This is a genomic window from Collinsella sp. wc0583 (genome assembly GCF_046116915.1).
In the GTDB taxonomy this organism is placed as follows: Bacteria; Actinomycetota; Coriobacteriia; order Coriobacteriales; family Coriobacteriaceae; genus Collinsella.
Genome location: NZ_JBJXBN010000003.1, coordinates 1 through 16,125, shown reverse-complemented (window position 1 = coordinate 16,125; position 16,125 = coordinate 1). Strand labels below are relative to the sequence as shown.

The window sequence follows — 16,125 nt, the reverse complement described above, 5'->3', positions numbered from 1 at the left end:
GTGTTTCCTGGGGAACCGACAACAGCCTTAGGGTCCCGTGTGGCGCCACTCCCTCCCGACATTCTCCGACGTTTGCCCAGATAAAACCTGCCAAAATAAACCTGTCCCTTTTTGGCAGGTTTCGGGGTGACAAGGACTTGCACTTTAGCGTGCGACAGCGGATAATGCCGAACACTCAACAATACGCTTATTGCTCTTTCTATAGATTGAGGAGGCCCCTATGGCCATGGAATTTAAACGCAAGCTGCCGATCCCCATGGAGATCCGCGAGGAAATGCCGCTTTCTGCCGAGCTTACCGCCAAAAAGCAGGCATTTGACGCCGAGGTCGCCAAAGTCTTTACCGGCGAGGACGCACGCAAGGTGCTCATCATCGGCCCGTGCTCTGCCGACCGCGAGGACTCGGTACTTGAATACATGAACCGACTGGCCAAGACCGCCGAGGAGGTCAAGGACAAGCTCATCATCATTCCGCGCGTCTACACCAATAAGCCGCGTACCAAGGGCACCGGTTACAAGGGCCTGCTGCACAACCCCAACCCCGAGGCCCCCGACGACTTGCTCGAGGGCGTCAAGGCCATCCGCCATATGCACCTGCGCGTTATTAAGGAAACGGGCTTCTTCACCGCCGACGAGATGCTCTATCCGTCCAACTACCAGTACCTCGTCGACTTGCTGAGCTATGTTGCCGTGGGCGCACGCTCGGTCGAGAACCAGGAGCATCGCCTGGTGTCGAGCGGCATTTCGGTACCCGTGGGTATGAAGAACCCCACCGCCGGCTCTACCACCGTTATGCTCAACTCCATTTACGCCGCGCAGGCGCACCAGAGCTTCATCTTCCGCAACTGGGAGGTCGAGTGCGACGGCAATCCGCTCGCGCACGCCGTTATGCGTGGCTACATCGGCCTCGATGGGCGCACCTACCCCAATTACCACTACGAGCATCTGGAGCGCCTGGCCGAGCGCTATACCGAGCACGCCGGCTATGCCAATCCCGCAGCGGTCATCGACTGCAACCACGACAACTCGGGCAAGCGTCCGCTGGAGCAGTATCGCATTTGCAAGGAGGTGCTCGACAGCTGCCGCCGCAACGAGTCCATCTCCAAGCTGGTCAAGGGCTTTATGATCGAGTCCTACCTGGAGGACGGCAACCAGCCGGTCGACGGCGGCGTCTTTGGCAAGTCGATCACCGACCCGTGTCTGGGCTGGGAAAAGACCGACTACCTCATCCACGAGATCGCGGAACGTATTTAGAGTTACGGCGTTTTACCAAACGCCGTAACCGGCCGACGCTGCGCGGGCCGCACCTGTACAATCTGACGTTCAACCTCAAGGGCGCGACCAGAAGGTCAGCGCCCTTTCGTTTCACGTCACCTTGTCTCAAATGCGACCCGCTCGCTATCCGTCCTCTACCTGCGGCGTTGTCTTGCTCCGGATGCGGCAGTTAGGGACGTTCCTTTTCTGCCGGCAGTCAGGGACATTCCTTGGGGTAGTCGTTGGGGACGTTCTTGTTTGACTAGTCGTTTAAGAACGTCCCCAACGACCACCCGGGGGGAGCTGCCTTCCCTCGTGGCGGTCTTTTAGCAGAAAAACCAAGTGAGTAAGCTTTTTGCAGGAGGCCAAGCACGCCCCAAAACGCCACAGCTCTGACCTGCAGTTTTATAGATCATTTGTCGCGATGTGCTCGGCAAGTTCAAAAAAGTCTACTCACTTGCATCCGAGACACACCAGATAGGCAAAAAACCGCCGCGAAAGGCACCCGGCTCCCTTCGCGACGGTCATACGCCTCTAATTTTGCGACGGTTTTGCCCGCTTGTTACTCGCTGTAGCGGGTAGCGATGGCGGCTCGTACCATGCCGGCGCTCATGAGGTAGGTCACCAGGAAGTAGCCACCGTATGCTGCCAGGAAGATTGCACAGGTGAGGCCCACGGTGCCGCCGATGCTCATATTTCCGAATATGCTCACCAGCTCGATGATCACCTTAAGTGCCACAAAGGAGTGCGCCAAGCCCACCGCCAGCGGGAACAGGAAGAACACCGCTTGCTGCGCCATCACCGAATGGCGAATCTGGCGGTCGTCGCAGCCGATCTGCGCCAGCACGCGATAGCTGCGGCTGCCGTCGGCCACGTTGGAGAGTTGCTGGATCGACAGAATTGCCGCGCATGCAACGACCAATACAAAGCCGATGTAGATGGCTAGGTAGCTAATAAGACCGTTCATTTGCGCTGCTTGCGTGTACATCTCGGAGCGTGTGATGAAGATTCCCCACGACCCCGGCTCCTTGCCGTCAACGAGCAGATTGTCGAGCACAGTGTATTTAATACTCTCGTCTGCCTCGGTCGTATCCATCCCCTGTTTGTAGTTAACGAGCAGGCTACTGGAATACGGCTGCAGATTAAGTTGGGACAACAGCTCGTCGGCAACGACGACGGTACCCGGATTACTGCCCATCGCCGAGTTGGCGATGGCCGCCGTATCTTCGTCCGACTTATCGGTTGCGGGCTTGAGCGTATGCCCGCCCAAGGTAAGGGCATGGCCGCCAGCCATATACTTGGTGTACAGGTCGACCAGCTCGCCGCCCATATCACACGTGAGCAGATACTGGTCGTGACCGATGTGCACCGGCTCCTCGCCCATCATCTGACGCAGTTTGTTGTACTGGCTTGCCGGCGTCACAAACAGACCCATCGTATCGGCATTGCTACCCCCGAACGCCTTGGGAAGCTTTTCGCCCATGATCTTGCACATCTCACTTGGGGTCACCGAAGGATTCGAGCCGCCAAATGGGTAACTCAGATACGAATCGATCTGCACATGCTCACCGGCAACATCGGCGATATCGACCTTCTTGCCGGTCTCGTCGTTGTTGTCCGCCGACTTGCCCTTACGATCGCCGTGCCATGGATCGCCGTGCCATGCGGAGTACAAATCGACCGTACTATCGGCCAGCACCATTCGATCGGCCTCAGACGGATTGAAAGACTCTTTGTAGAAGTCGAGCGTATCGGGCGTGTAATAGACATACGTCTGCGACATGTCGGCCGGATTATAGCGCTCCAGATTCTCGTTCATCACGTTGGCAATCGACATACCGCACGTCACCGAGGTGATGGCCAAAAACAGGAGCATCGCGATGACGCCCATCGAAAAGCACACCGTGTTGACCTTGGCCGCAAGCTGGCGCACGGTAAACATGTTGAGGCCGCGCCAATACACACTGCGCAGGCTCTGCAGCAGCTTAATGAGCATGCCCGAGAGTCCCCAGAACAGGGCAAAGGTGCCCACGGTAACCATAGCGGTCGTAATGCCAAACTGGTTCATGGCATCTTGCAGCTTGCTGTCCGTCGCGGTTAGCGGGAACCCATCACGTAGCAGACGGTAATAGGCCACGCCCACAAGCACCGCGCCCACGGCAAAGATGGCAATCGCAATCCAGGGGTTGCGTGTCTTGATGCTCTCGTTGCGACGCTCGGCACCCATAAGCTCGATGAGTTTGGTACGACGCACGGCGCGAAGGTTCAGCAGTAGCGTGAGCACAAACATTACGAGCATGCAGACAAGGGTCAGATTGAACGCATGCATCGAGAAAAAGAAGTGGAAATTGGCGATCTGTGTCTTAAAGAGCGAGGCCGTAAAGAACGTCATGAGCTGGGAGAGTCCCACACCCAGCACAATGCCGGCGACAAAGGCCACGACCGACACTATCACGGTCTCGAGCGCCATGATCGTGGCGACGCGCCCGCGCCCCATGCCGAGCACCTGGTACAGGCCAAACTCCTTCTTGCGGCGTTTCATGATGAAGTTATTGGCGTACACCATCAAAAAGGCCATGACACCGGCCAAAAAGTACGTCAGGTCGCCGAGCATGCTGCCCATAACCTGCGCCAAGCCCTCTTCATCAATTCCGGCGATGTCGACCTGCATCGAGATGGTGTTAAAGGCATAGAAGACCGTGACGCCCAGGGTGAGCGTCAAAAGGTAGACGAGGTAGTCGCGGCCGGCACGGCGGACGTTGCCCCAAGCGAGTTTACAGAGCATCGGAGCCCTCACCGCCCATCATGGCAACGACCTCCATAATGCGGTCGAAGAACTCTCGGCGGTCGGTGTCGCCGCGGCGCAGCTCGGTGAAGATCTTGCCGTCGCGGATAAACAGCACACGGCTCGTGTAGCTGGCGGCAAAGCTGTCGTGCGTGACCATGAGCACCGTGGCGCGCAGGCGGCGATTCAGTGCCTCCAGGCTCTCGAGCAGCAGGCGGGCACTCTTGGAATCGAGGGCGCCGGTGGGCTCGTCGGCCATGATCATGGTGGGGTCAGTGACGAGCGCGCGGGCCGCGGCAACGCGCTGCTGCTGACCGCCGGACATCTGGTAGGGATACTTGTCGAGCACCTGACTGATAGACAGACGCGCGGCCACATCCTGCACGCGGGTCGAGATCTCTGCCGAGTTTGTGCGGGCAATGGTGAGCGGCAGGGCGATGTTCTCGCGTGCCGTGAGCGTATCGAGCAGGTTGGAGTCCTGGAAGATAAAGCCGAGCTCTTCGCGGCGGAACTGCGAAAGCTTAGCCTGCTTCATGCGCGTCACGTCCTGGCCGTTGATGCGGATCGTGCCGCTCGTGGCGCTATCAATGGTCGACACGCAGTTGAGCAACGTCGACTTGCCCGAGCCCGAAGCGCCCATGATGCCAACAAATTCGCCGCGGTTGACCGTAAAGCTGACGTCGTTGAGCGCGCGGGTCACGTTGCCCAGCGCTCCATATACCTTTTCGAGATGCGCGACCTCCAGTACCGGGGTCGCCATGTGCGTGGTTTGCATACCGAGTCCTTTCTTGCGATTAGTCTACGGCATCTATAGTCGCAAGAAGACGAGTCAGCTACCATCGATATGGCTTACGCTTGCCTTACCGTTGTGTAAGGTAGGGGTAGCTAGCCTGCCACGTGATGATATTGAGAGAGGACTCCTGTTGAAGACTGTTCATGTTGCCGCTGGGATCATTCGCAAAGAAGGATCCGATGAGCTGCTTGCCGTGCAGCGCGGCTACGGCGACATGCAAGGACTTTGGGAATTCCCGGGCGGCAAGCTCATGCGCGGCGAGACACCCGAAGACGCCGTGCGCCGCGAGCTCATGGAAGAGCTGCAGGTAAAAGTTACCAACCTGCGCGATTTCTATACCGTTGAGTATGACTACCCCGATTTTCATCTCTCCATGGAGTGCTACTACTGCTCGCTCGCCGATGAATCCGATGAGCCTCAGAAACATGACCGACAGCTCGATATCCGCTGGATTCCGCGCGCCTCGCTTGCCACGGTGGAATGGATGCCCGCCGACAAGGGGCTTATCGATGCCCTGATTGAGCTGAAGGAAGATCGGCTTGAGGCAAGCTCCGCCGATGACGCCGAGGTCACCACGACCGAACACCCCGCCACCAAACCCAAGCGCGCACCTAAGCGCCGCAGCAAAAAGCGCCCCAAGCCCGGCCTGCTGGACGGCATCGATACCTCGGACCTTTCCGCCGACGAGCGTGAACTGGTACGCCGTCGCGCCGCCATCAAAAAGTCCATGAAGGGCAACAAGCGCGCCAACACCAAGCCCGAGTTGCTCGTTCGCCAGCGCCTGCGCGCCGCGGGCCTTACGGGCTATCGCTTGGAATGGAAGGTTCCCGGCAAACCCGATATCGCCTTCCCCGGACGCAAAATCGCCATCTTCGTCAACGGCTGCTTTTGGCACCGCTGCCCCAAATGCAATCCGAGCCAGCCCAAGCGCAATGTTGAATTTTGGGAGGCAAAGTTTCGCCGCAACGTCGAGCGTGACCGCGCTGCCGTGGCAGCACTCACTCAAATGGGCTGGACACCCATAACCATCTGGGAATGCGAGCTCAAAAAAGACCGCATCGACGCCACGATGGATAAGGTCATCGAGCAGGTGCGCGCCGCAGAGCCGCAGCGCTAACAGCGAGCATTCACACGCTCCGCACGTCCGCGCCACATCCACGTCACAAACCTTAGAAAGCCCTTAAGTCCAAAACCTTTCAAGAGTGTTACTCGATAGCTTTGACCTGCAGTTTCATCGCAACGTCAAACCTCATTAAGCTTTTCTTTAGCGATTCTTTGCAACAGCCGCGGCATAATACTGCCAACGCACGGGACCTAGCAGCATACCCCGAGCGCAATCTTTTGGTGGACATCGAGGAGGCCGTATGAGCATGCATTCTTCCAATGCCGTAGCACGGCAGCCATCCCCAAAACATGCAGACCTTTTCTCCTTCCCCCCGACACAGAGAGACGGCCTCCTCGACTCCCCCACCACAAAAGCCAAACGCTCAACCAACCAGAGCCACAACTTGCGAGCATCGTTCGAAAAGCTCCAAGCATCCCTAGACAAGGCGTTCCCCGAACAGGCAAGAGCAATCTAAGCCCATCGCGCTTTATACTGATGCCATGCGAAACATGGATCACATAGAATTGCACCGCGGAGGACGCGAGGAAGCGTTTCCCGAGACCGCCGAAGACTGGCCCTATATTGCCGAACGCGCAGAATTCGCTCGCTATCCGGGCAATTCCGTCCCCTGGCACTGGCATTCCGAAGTTGAGCTTTTCTACATGAAGCAGGGAGCGATTGACTATCGAACGCGCGCGGCTCATGAGCACGTACGCTTTGAGGAAGGGTCCGCCGGCTTTATCAACGGCGGCGTTTTGCACAGCACGCTGCAATCACCCAATTCGGCGCCAGCCATTCAAATGCTGCATATCTTTCAGCCGTCGATGCTCGGCGATCCCGCGGGACGTCTCCAAAAGCGCTACATCAACCCATTGCTTCAATGTCGAGGCGTCGATGTGCTCAAATGGTCGCCCACCAATCCCGACGATATGCCCTTTATCGATTTGCTGAAGAGCTCCTTTAGCCACGACCTTCAACGGCCGCAGAACGAGATGGCGCTTCGAAATAGTTTGTCAGAGCTCTGGATTCAGATTAACGCCAAGGCCGAACCGCTCTTTTCCTCCGACAACGCCTCTTGGATGACCAACCGCGACGTACAGTTCAAGGCAATCCTGGACTATATCCGCGCAAACTATGCAGCCGCTATAGATGTGCCCCAGATGGCATCTGCAGCCGGCGTAAGCGAAAGAGAGTGTTACCGCATTATCGAAGCTTGCGCAGGAACGACCCCGGCGGCATATCTACGCGCATACCGCGTAAACCGTGCTTGCGAACTTTTGGCACACACCACGCGAACGGTCCAGACAGTCGCGCGCCAATGCGGCTTTGCGACAGCAAGCCATCTTGGCCAGGTATTTAAAGAACAAATGGGATGCACTCCTTCGAGCTATCGAGCAGCGAGGCAGAATCTCGATAGCACCAGGCAGAAATCCCGCTAGCCCTTCTTCTGTCACTGCATCAAACTTGCAGGCAAACAACAGAGAGGAGCAATCATATGAAGCACTTTGACCATATCGTATTTGACGTTGATGGGACATTGGCAGATACAGAAGAAAGCGTTCTGTCATCGCTTGTCCAGATTGTCCAAGAAGAGACCGGCAAAACGCTCCCCCGACACGAGCTTGATTTTGCCCTCGGCATACCCGGCAAGGATGCCCTTGAGAAACTTGGGATCTACTCGCAGGCAACGTTGGATCGCTGGTGCCAAGTTGCCGCCAGCTTTAAAAGCACCATCAGCGTGTTTCCAGGTTTGCTTGAAGTCATCGCAACACTCGCCGACAACGGCTGCAAACTTGGCATCGTCTCCTCACGTGCGCGCGACGAATACGCAGAAGAAATTGCACCCCTTGGCTTCGATAAGTATTTTGAGCACATCATCCTTGTCGAAGACACAACCGAACATAAACCCGCACCCGCTCCCATGCTCGAATATCTCCGGCGTACGGGCGCGAATCCTGGCAACGTCGTCTACGTTGGCGACACCGTCTACGACGAACAATGCGCAACTTCGGCAGGGGTCAGTTTTGCCAGAGCGGCATGGGGATCACACCAAGACATCCCAAATGCCACCTACAACCTCGAAACCCCCAACGACCTGTTAACCCTAACAACCAAATAACCCACGCGTCCCACCCTTTCAGCCCCAACACCACAAGGGCGATTGAGCAGGACGGTTTGGGCGGGTCCCGTACATAGTTTCCAAAATCATTCCGCAGCGCGAAGGCTTCTTATTATTTTCCGCCCCAACGCCACAAGGGCGACGACCTCGAGTAGGTCAACCCGGGAGGGACGAGGGCTTAGTTCCCCAATCTTTCCGCAGGGGGCAAAAAGCCTCGCCGCACGAAGTGCGCAGCGAGGCTTTTTGCATGCCCGAGGACGAATGGGGAACTAAGCCCTCGTCCCTCCCCGGGATATGTAGCGAGTCGGAGTACCCTTGCTGTTACTCTGCTTTGCCCACAGAGTTGAGGTTGGTCATGCGGATCTTAACCAGCTCGGTAATCTCACGCATGCCCTCCTTGGCCGGCTTCTTGGGGTCGAAGCAGGCGGGGTTCTCGGCCATGTAGGCCATGAAGCCCTTGGTGTAGGCCTGACGCAGCTCAGTGGCGTAGTTGACCTTGCAGATGCCGTTCTTCACGGCCTCGGCGACCTGCTCATCGGGCACACCGGAAGTGCCGTGCAGAACCAGCGGCACGTCGACGGCGTCGCGGATGGCCTTGACCACGGACTGCTCGATGTGAGGATCGCTCGTGTACACGCCGTGGCTGGTGCCAACGCCAATGGCCAGCGAGGTGCAGCCGGTGCGCTCGACGAACTCCTTGGCCTCGGCCGGATCGGTGTAGGGGCTCTCGCCCTCAACCGCGGGACCGTCGTCCTCCTTGCCGCCAACCTTGCCAAGCTCGGCCTCGACGGGCACACCCATGGCGCGGCCAGCGTCGGCGACGGACTTGGTCAGGGCGATGTTGTCCTCGAAGGACTCGTGCGAACCGTCGATCATGACAGAGGTGTAGCCAGTGCGGAAAGCCTGCATGCAGCGGTCATAGCCATCGCCGTGATCGAGGTGCAGAGCGACGGGCACGGAAGCGCGCTCGGCGGCAGCCTTGACCATGCCGTAGAAGTAGTCCAGACCAGCGGTCTTGATGGTGCCCGGGGTGGTCTGCATGATGACGGGGGACTTGGTCTCCTCGGCAGCGGCCAGAACGGCCATAACAAACTCGAGGTTCTCGACGTTGAACGCGCCAACGGCGTAATGGCCGGCCTGAGCGTCCTTGAGCATCTTTTCGGTGGTAACAAGTGCCATGAGCGTTTGCTCCTCTCCCTCGCCCGCATCTGGACATCGGGCGTACGTGTCCGCAAGGCGTTTTACCTTGCGTTTTGCTGCGTCCATTGTATGAAATTCAGCGGCTTTGCATGTGCGAGATATTGAGCCCATGCAGGTCAATACAGTCGTTTTTGAAAAGTAAACGGAAGGAATTGGAGCCGAGTGGGCGTATTCGATATTGAATTTTGGGCGTTCAGCGTCTTTCTTTTATAGAAAAGATAAGTAATCGAAAGGCGTTTTCTTACTCAAAAAGAAAATGAACGAAAATAGGCTCAACACAATTCCTACAAATTTAGCCGAGAATGGAGCAAACATGGCCCACGCAACAACCCGAGCTTTCGCCGATGAGCGTCGTTCCGCCATCATGGAGATGCTCGAGCATAACGCCTCGGTGCAAGTGGCAGAAATCGCCCAGACCTTTGGCGTGTCCTCCGTTACCGCCCGCGCCGACCTGGACGCGCTCGCCGAGTCCGGCAAGTTGCGCCGCACGCATGGTGGCGCTGTGTCTCTCCAGAAGCGACTGACCGTATCCACCCAGGATCGCCGCATCAACGTCAATGTCGCCGCCAAGCAGGCCATCGCGCAAAGCGCCATCGAGCTCGTCGGCAATGGCGACACGCTGCTTGTCGACTCGGGCACCACGGCGCTCGAGTTCGTCCGGCTCCTCGATCAGCGCGACGGCATCACCGTCATCACGGCCGACATTACCATCGCCGATTACATCGACGAGAGCATGCCCTCGGTCGATGTCGTCATGCTGGGTGGGGCACTGCGCAAAGGTCATCGCTATCTGTACGGTCCACTTACCATGCAGGCGCTCCAAATGGTCCACGCCGACCTTGCCGTCATGTGCCCCGGCGCTTTTGTCCCCCGCTGCGGCTTTACGACCGACTTTCCCCAAATGGCCGAGACCAAAACGGCTATGATCGCCGCAGCCCATCAAAGCGTCGCCCTCATGGACGCCAGCAAGGTTAACGGACGCGGCATGTACCGCTTTGCCGAGCTGGCAGATGTCGACACCATCGTGATGGACCGTGACCCCGATCATGCCGTTGCCACCTCAATCGCCGAGATCGTCGACGACGCCCGCCCAAATCTCCTCATCGCTGGCGCTTAAACAAAAACCACCACAAAGGTGCCTGTCCCCTTTGTGGTGGTTGAGCGTTAAAAGCGAAATATCGCTACTTGGAAAGCTCGTCGGCGAGGGCCTCGATCTGAGCGCGCGAGGCGTCGTTGAGCGAGCCCAGCACGGTCACCTTGTTCTGCGCCAGGGTGATGTCCTTCATGCCCTCGAGCTCCTTGGTCATAACCTTGGCAGCGGTGGGCGCCCAGGAGCCGGCCTCAACGAGCGCCACCGTACGGTTCTGATAGGCGTGCTCGGCAAGCGTGTGGATAAAGGTGCTCATGAACGGGAAGATCTCGCCCTGATAGGTGATGGAGGCGAGCACCAGACGGTCATAGCGGAACGCATCCTCAACGGCCTCGGCCATGTCGTCGCGAGCCAAGTCAAAGACGGAAACCTTCTGGCCGCGGGCCTCGAGCGCAGATGCAAGCTCCTCAACGGCGGCCTTCAGATGGCCGTACACGCTCGCATAGGCAATCGTGACGCCCTCGTCCTCGGGCTGATAGCTCGACCAGGTGTTGTAGGTGTCGAGGTAATAGCCCAGGTTCTCGGTCAGTACAGGGCCGTGGAGCGGACAGATGATCTGGATGTCCAGGTCGGCGGCCTTCTTGAGCACGGTCTGCACGAATTTGCCGAACTTACCGACGATGCCAAAGTAGTAGCGGCGCGCTTCGCAAGCCCAGCCTTCCGGGTCCTCGATGTCGTTGGCGCCGAACTTGCCAAAGCCGTCGGCACTAAAGAGCACCTTGTCGGTAGACTCGTAGGAGAAGATCACCTCGGGCCAGTGAACGTTGGGAGCGCCGACAAACGTTAGGCTGTGACCGCCCAGATCGAGCACGTCGCCCTCTTTGACGACCATCTTGCGCTCGGGGTAGTCGGTGCCAAAGTAGTTGACCATCATGCGAAAGGCGCCCATGCTGGCCACAATCTGTGCCTGGGGATAGCGCTCCATAAAGGCGGCGATACCGGCGGAGTGATCGGGCTCCATGTGATGGACGACCAGGTAGTCGGGCGTACGTCCATCGAGCACGGCCTCGAGGTTGCCGAGCCATTCGTCGACAAAGCCAGCGTCAACCGAATCGGCGACAGCGATTTTATCGCCCAAGATAACATAGCTGTTGTATGCCATGCCGTTCTCGGACACGTCGTACTGGCCCTCGAACAGGTCAATGTCGTGATCGTCGACACCGATGTAGCGGATATCCTTGGTGATCTCCATCAGGCAAAGCCTCCTAGATAGACAAAAGAACCCGTCTATCATAACACTCGCCTTTAGAGCCACAGCTATCTACCGGCATCCTTACCGATTGTTATTGAAATGCGATAAAGCTCCGTTTACCTGCACAAACTATGCGCGAGGCTCTGCCGTGCTATGTCGAACGATGAGCTGACCGGGGATGCGAATGGCGACGGTTTTGTCCGTTGCCCCCGCCTTGGGAACCGCGTGCTCGAATACCTCGCGCCCACGCTGATGCAAATCGAATCGAACGGTCGTGAGCTCGTTATGCGCGACAAAGTCGTCGAGCGAGTCATCGACGCCCACCACGCTCACGTCCTCGGGCACGCGCAAGCCGCTATCGCGCAGCGCTGCAATGACGCCATTTGCCATCTGATCGTTTGCCGCATAGATCGCCGTCATGGTGCGATCGTGTTCGGCCAGGTACCTACCGGCCTCGTAACCGCTGTTGGCAGACCAGTCGCCCTCAAGCGGTTCTACCGGCTCGATGTGCTTACGCTCGAGCGCATCCTGCCAACCGGCGCGGCGAAATTGTTCGTCGACCGAGAACGACGGGCCGCCAATATAGCGAATCTGCTCGTGCCCCAGCTCAAACAGGTGATCCATGAGCAGCAGCGAGCAGCCGTAATGGTCGGAATCGACCGTGGTCACGCGCGGATGCGCGTACATGGTAACGATGACCGTGCCAATGCCCGGCAGTGGATTAAACGTCTCAAAATCGGGCGCCATGCGACTCATGCCGATGATGATGCCGTCCACCGGCAATGCGGCCATACGACGCGTGGCCTCGGCAAGCGAAAACTCCTCGGTCTTGGACATCTCGACCAGCGTGATGGCGCAATTATGCTCGCGAGCAGCGCTGGCGATGCCGTCGATCATTGAGAGGTTGCCAAACTTGGTGACATCGTTGACGCACAGGCCGACCGAATGGTAGCGACCGTCGCGCAGCGAGCGACCGGCATAACTCGGACGAAATCCGAGCTCTTGCATAGCGGCCTGCACGCGCTGGCGCGTCTGCTCGTTGACGTTAGGAAGGCCGTTGGCAACGCGCGAAACCGTCTGCTGCGAAACACCGGCAGCGCGGGCAACGTCGGCCATGGAAACCGGGCGCGTACCTGTATCGTTGGAAGGGCGCCTTGCCACAAAATCACCTTCGCTCTCGCAAGATCTGAATAGCGTGAATGTCGGCCCGAGCGGAAGCACGCCCCGCGCCGAGGCCCGCTATCGTCGGACGCATGTTAACGTACTCTACTTTTTCTATCAGCGGTTCTTTTGCTCCATATGTCCATACGGCTACACCGTTCACGGCCGAAAATCTACCGATTACCAGATTCTCAGAAATAGATATGCGTTGTGTTATGAGTACGTTAACATACCTATTAACGTGCAGCGCTGCGACCGTCTGGTTTGTGGTGCTCAAAATTGTTAACGTACTCATAATGACACGGACCAATCTCTCCCGCGTCAAGGAAAGGACCCATATGACCGCCCCCGACGAAAAGACACTCACCACGCTCACCAGGCTGTTCGAGGAGGAGTTTGGCCCCATCGGCGACCGCCAGGTGCTCTACGTACACGCGCCCGGGCGTTCCGAGATCAGCGGCAATCACACCGATCACGAGGGCGGTCACGTTATCGCCGGCTCGCTCGATGTCGCCGTCGACGGCATCGCCGTGGCAACCGACTCCAACAAGGTCCGTGTCGCCGACGAGGGCTATCCTACGTTTGAGATCACGCTCGACACGCTGGATGTTCAGGAGTCCGAGAAGGGCACGTCCGCAAGCCTCGTGCGTGGTATGGCCCACGAGGTCGCAGCGCTTGGTGTTGAGCCCAAGGGCTTCGACTTTGCCTTTACCTGCTCCGTCCCTTCGGGCGGCGGTCTTTCGAGTTCTGCTGCTGTCGAGGCGGCATACGGCCGCGCCATGGAAACGCTCTGGGGCGCGCCCGCTATTGAGCCCGTCGCGCTCGCGCAGATGAGCCAGCGCACCGAGAACAACTATTACGGCAAGCCCTGCGGTCTGATGGACCAGGCCGCTGTGTGCCTGGGCGGCCTTGCCTACATGGACTTTGAGGACCAGGCTCAGCCTAAAACCCAGAAGCTCGAGCTCAATTTTGAGGATCACGGTTATGCGCTCGTGCTCGTTAAGGTTGGCGCCGACCATGTGGCAGCTACCGACGACTACGCCGCCGTTCCGCGCGAGATGCAGGACGTCGCTGCCGAGTTTGGCAAGGCACGCCTGTGCGAGGTAAACGTGGCGGACTTTGACGCCAAGCTCCCCGAGCTGCGCGCCAAGCTGGGCGACCGCGCCTGCCTGCGCGCCGTTCACTACTGGTACGAAAACGGCCTGGTCGATAAGCGCTGGGCAGCCCTTAACGCCGGCGATATCGATCAGTTCCTGGTCCTGACGCGCGAGTCGGGCGCCAGCTCTGCCATGTACCTGCAAAACGTCGTTGCCAAGCTGGGCTCCGAACAGCCCTCGATGTATGCCCTGGCACTGGCCGAGCATGTACTCGACGGCCGCGGCGCCGTCCGCATCCACGGCGGCGGCTTTGGCGGCACCATCCAGGCCTTTGTGCCGCTCGATCTGGTAGACACCTTTATTACCAAGATGAACAGCTGGCTGGGCGAGGGTTCTGCCCGCCACTACGCAATTTCTGACAAGGGGGCTTATGCGGCATGGCTGTAATGACCGACGTGCGCGAGGCTGCGCAGGGCCTCATCGAATATGCCATCCACCGATCGATGATCGGACAGGATGACCGCATCTGGGCCTACAACACCATTCTCGAGTGCATCGGTGCTACGGGCCCGGCGCTTGACATGGCCTGGGCGCTCCAGGTTGAGAAACTCTCACTTTTGCACCCCGATACCCTGCCCGACTTTGACCTTGAAGGCACGCTTGCCGTGCTTTCCGAGGCCGCCGTTGCCAACGGTGCTGCCGAGGACACGGCGTCGGGCCGCGACCGCATCGCCATGCGCATCATGGGCGCGCTCATGCCGAGGCCTTCGGTTGTAAACGAGGAGTTCAACGGACGTATGGGCGTCAATGAGCCCCGCGCCGCGACCGACTGGTTCTACGGCCTGTGCTGCGACGCCGGCTACGTGCGCCGTGCCGCCATCGCGCGCAACATCAAATGGAGCACCCCTACCAACTGGGGCGATCTTGAGATCACCATCAACCTGTCCAAGCCCGAAAAGGACCCGCGCGATATCGCCGCGGCCGGTGCGGCCAAGAACACGGGCGAGAAGTATCCCGCCTGCCAGCTCTGTATCGAAAACGAGGGCTATCCAGGACGTTCCGCAACAGCCGACGGCGGCGCCCACCCCGCCCGTCAGAACCTGCGCGTTATCCCCATCCAGCTCGACGGCGAGCGCTGGGGCTTCCAGTACAGCCCGTATGCGTACTTTAACGAGCACTGCATTGCCATGAGCTCCGAGCATCGTCCGATGCACGTGGATCGCAAGGGGCTGACGTGCCTGCTCGACTTTGTGGACCTGTTCCCGCACTACTTCATCGGCTCCAATGCCGACCTGCCCATCGTGGGCGGCTCGATTCTGTCGCACGACCACTTCCAGGGTGGCGCGCACGAGTTCCCCATGATGCATGCCGCCGAGGTCTCACAGTTTAGCGTGCCCGGATTTGACCAGGTCAGCGGTACCGTGCTGCAGTGGCCGCTTTCGGTGCTGCGCCTGCGCTCGCACGACCGCGCTCAGCTGCTCGATGCCGCCGAGAAGATTATTCTCGCCTGGCGCGAGTGGACCGATGATTCGGTTGGCGTCATCGCGCACACAATCGACGGCATGGCGCACAACACCGTGACGCCCGTCATCCGCCGCGTCGACTCCCGCGGCAATGCCGGCGGCGAGATCTACGAGGCTTACCTGGCGCTTCGCTGCAATATCACGACCGACGAGCATCCGCTGGGCGTATTCCACCCGCATGCCGAGTATCACCATATTAAAAAGGAGAACATCGGCCTGATCGAAGTCATGGGCCTGGCCATTTTGCCGCCGCGCTTGGTTCCCGAGCTCGGCGCTGTCCGCGAGCACCTGCTGGCAGCCAAAGCCGATACCAGCTACGACCTTGCCAGCGCGCTCGAGGGCGACGACCTTTGCCGCAGCCACGCCGCATGGGCCGAGGATATCTTTGCCCGCCGCGCCGACGAGCTTACGGCGGACAACGCCATCGACATCCTGCACGAGGAGGTCGGCGTGGTGTTTGGCCACGTGCTCGACAACGCCGGCGTCTTTAAGTGGGACGAAGCCGGCCGCGCCGCCCAACAGCGCTTTATCGACTCACTGTAATGATCCCTTGGGGACGGAGGAAAACGGATCACTTCGTCTTCAAGACAACGGCGCCCGCCGGCAACATCGCCAGCGGGCGCCGTTTTTGAGTGTAGTCATTGGGGATGTTCTTAAACGACTGGTCATTAAAGAACGTCCCCGATGACTACTTGCGACAAGGCAACGCCGATGTTTTGGCAACGACAGACACTATGACCCAATCCGA

The 16,125-nt window shown here is 58.8% G+C and carries 12 protein-coding genes; 7 read left to right on the top strand and 5 right to left on the bottom strand.

Annotation, left to right across the window (positions count from 1 at the left end):
- Positions 1–220 precede the first annotated feature (220 nt).
- Positions 221–1,252, top strand: coding sequence for a 3-deoxy-7-phosphoheptulonate synthase (locus ACKUUJ_RS03005; protein ID WP_117797480.1), 1,032 nt, complete (start codon positions 221–223; stop codon positions 1,250–1,252).
- 562 nt (positions 1,253–1,814) lie between these two features.
- On the opposite strand, the gene ACKUUJ_RS03000 is transcribed toward ACKUUJ_RS03005, so the two are convergent.
- Together ACKUUJ_RS03000 and ACKUUJ_RS02995 are read right to left on the bottom strand one after the other, a co-directional pair.
- Positions 1,815–4,037, bottom strand: coding sequence for an FtsX-like permease family protein (locus ACKUUJ_RS03000; RefSeq protein WP_409064615.1), 2,223 nt, complete (start codon positions 4,035–4,037; stop codon positions 1,815–1,817).
- Positions 4,027–4,812 carry an ABC transporter ATP-binding protein gene (locus ACKUUJ_RS02995; protein WP_006234847.1) on the bottom strand — a complete coding sequence of 262 codons (786 nt, stop codon included), beginning with the start codon at positions 4,810–4,812 and terminating at the stop codon, positions 4,027–4,029. The genes ACKUUJ_RS03000 and ACKUUJ_RS02995 overlap by 11 nt, the downstream gene beginning before the upstream one ends.
- A 148-nt stretch (positions 4,813–4,960) precedes the next feature.
- Between ACKUUJ_RS02995 and vsr the strand changes: the two genes are divergently transcribed.
- The 3 genes from vsr to ACKUUJ_RS02980 all read left to right on the top strand — a co-directional run bounded on the left by vsr (position 4,961) and on the right by ACKUUJ_RS02980 (position 8,054).
- On the top strand, positions 4,961–5,947 hold the full coding sequence (gene vsr / locus ACKUUJ_RS02990) for a DNA mismatch endonuclease Vsr (protein WP_409064614.1): 987 nt from the start codon (positions 4,961–4,963) through the stop codon (positions 5,945–5,947).
- Between the two features lie 497 nt (positions 5,948–6,444).
- Positions 6,445–7,374 (top strand): helix-turn-helix domain-containing protein, encoded by a 930-nt coding sequence (locus ACKUUJ_RS02985; protein WP_409064613.1) that lies wholly within the window; start codon positions 6,445–6,447, stop codon positions 7,372–7,374.
- Positions 7,375–7,430: 56 nt separating this feature from the next.
- Complete coding sequence (locus ACKUUJ_RS02980) at positions 7,431–8,054, top strand: HAD family hydrolase (RefSeq protein WP_409064612.1); 624 nt, start codon at positions 7,431–7,433, stop codon at positions 8,052–8,054.
- 321 nt (positions 8,055–8,375) lie between these two features.
- On the opposite strand, the gene ACKUUJ_RS02975 is transcribed toward ACKUUJ_RS02980, so the two are convergent.
- Entirely contained in the window at positions 8,376–9,233 is an 858-nt protein-coding gene (locus ACKUUJ_RS02975) for a class II fructose-bisphosphate aldolase (protein ID WP_022095149.1), read from the bottom strand.
- A gap of 334 nt (positions 9,234–9,567) precedes the next feature.
- On the opposite strand from ACKUUJ_RS02975, the gene ACKUUJ_RS02970 reads away from it, so the two are divergent.
- Positions 9,568–10,371 (top strand): DeoR/GlpR family DNA-binding transcription regulator, encoded by an 804-nt coding sequence (locus tag ACKUUJ_RS02970; protein ID WP_195444998.1) that lies wholly within the window; start codon positions 9,568–9,570, stop codon positions 10,369–10,371.
- A 64-nt stretch (positions 10,372–10,435) separates the two neighbouring features.
- Here ACKUUJ_RS02970 and ACKUUJ_RS02965 read toward each other — a convergent pair whose 3' ends face one another.
- Both ACKUUJ_RS02965 and ACKUUJ_RS02960 read right to left on the bottom strand, forming a co-directional pair.
- A complete protein-coding gene (locus ACKUUJ_RS02965; RefSeq protein WP_409064611.1) occupies positions 10,436–11,596 on the bottom strand; it encodes an FprA family A-type flavoprotein in 1,161 nt (386 codons plus the stop codon).
- Positions 11,597–11,725: 129 nt separating this feature from the next.
- Entirely contained in the window at positions 11,726–12,712 is a 987-nt protein-coding gene (locus ACKUUJ_RS02960; RefSeq protein WP_409064745.1) for a LacI family DNA-binding transcriptional regulator, read from the bottom strand.
- Between the two features lie 383 nt (positions 12,713–13,095).
- Here ACKUUJ_RS02960 and ACKUUJ_RS02955 point away from each other — a divergent pair, with 383 nt between their 5' ends.
- Positions 13,096–14,301, top strand: coding sequence for a galactokinase (locus ACKUUJ_RS02955; protein ID WP_409064610.1), 1,206 nt, complete (start codon positions 13,096–13,098; stop codon positions 14,299–14,301).
- Positions 14,292–15,920, top strand: a complete 1,629-nt coding sequence (locus ACKUUJ_RS02950; protein ID WP_409064609.1) for a UDP-glucose--hexose-1-phosphate uridylyltransferase — start codon at positions 14,292–14,294, stop codon at positions 15,918–15,920. The genes ACKUUJ_RS02955 and ACKUUJ_RS02950 overlap by 10 nt, the downstream gene beginning before the upstream one ends.
- Positions 15,921–16,125 lie beyond the last annotated feature (205 nt).

What these genes read in the sequence shown, in the direction of transcription:
- ACKUUJ_RS02965 (WP_409064611.1), bottom strand. Translation starts at nt 11,596, where the DNA reads ATGGAGATCACCAAGGATATCCGCTACATCGGTGTCGACGATCACGAC.
- ACKUUJ_RS02995 (WP_006234847.1), bottom strand. Translation starts at nt 4,812, where the DNA reads ATGCAAACCACGCACATGGCGACCCCGGTACTGGAGGTCGCGCATCTC.
- ACKUUJ_RS02950 (WP_409064609.1), top strand. Translation starts at nt 14,292, where the DNA reads ATGGCTGTAATGACCGACGTGCGCGAGGCTGCGCAGGGCCTCATCGAA.
- ACKUUJ_RS02960 (WP_409064745.1), bottom strand. Translation starts at nt 12,712, where the DNA reads ATGGCCGACGTTGCCCGCGCTGCCGGTGTTTCGCAGCAGACGGTTTCG.
- ACKUUJ_RS03005 (WP_117797480.1), top strand. Translation starts at nt 221, where the DNA reads ATGGCCATGGAATTTAAACGCAAGCTGCCGATCCCCATGGAGATCCGC.
- ACKUUJ_RS02980 (WP_409064612.1), top strand. Translation starts at nt 7,431, where the DNA reads ATGAAGCACTTTGACCATATCGTATTTGACGTTGATGGGACATTGGCA.
- ACKUUJ_RS03000 (WP_409064615.1), bottom strand. Translation starts at nt 4,037, where the DNA reads ATGCTCTGTAAACTCGCTTGGGGCAACGTCCGCCGTGCCGGCCGCGAC.
- ACKUUJ_RS02975 (WP_022095149.1), bottom strand. Translation starts at nt 9,233, where the DNA reads ATGGCACTTGTTACCACCGAAAAGATGCTCAAGGACGCTCAGGCCGGC.
- ACKUUJ_RS02985 (WP_409064613.1), top strand. Translation starts at nt 6,445, where the DNA reads ATGGATCACATAGAATTGCACCGCGGAGGACGCGAGGAAGCGTTTCCC.
- ACKUUJ_RS02970 (WP_195444998.1), top strand. Translation starts at nt 9,568, where the DNA reads ATGGCCCACGCAACAACCCGAGCTTTCGCCGATGAGCGTCGTTCCGCC.
- ACKUUJ_RS02955 (WP_409064610.1), top strand. Translation starts at nt 13,096, where the DNA reads ATGACCGCCCCCGACGAAAAGACACTCACCACGCTCACCAGGCTGTTC.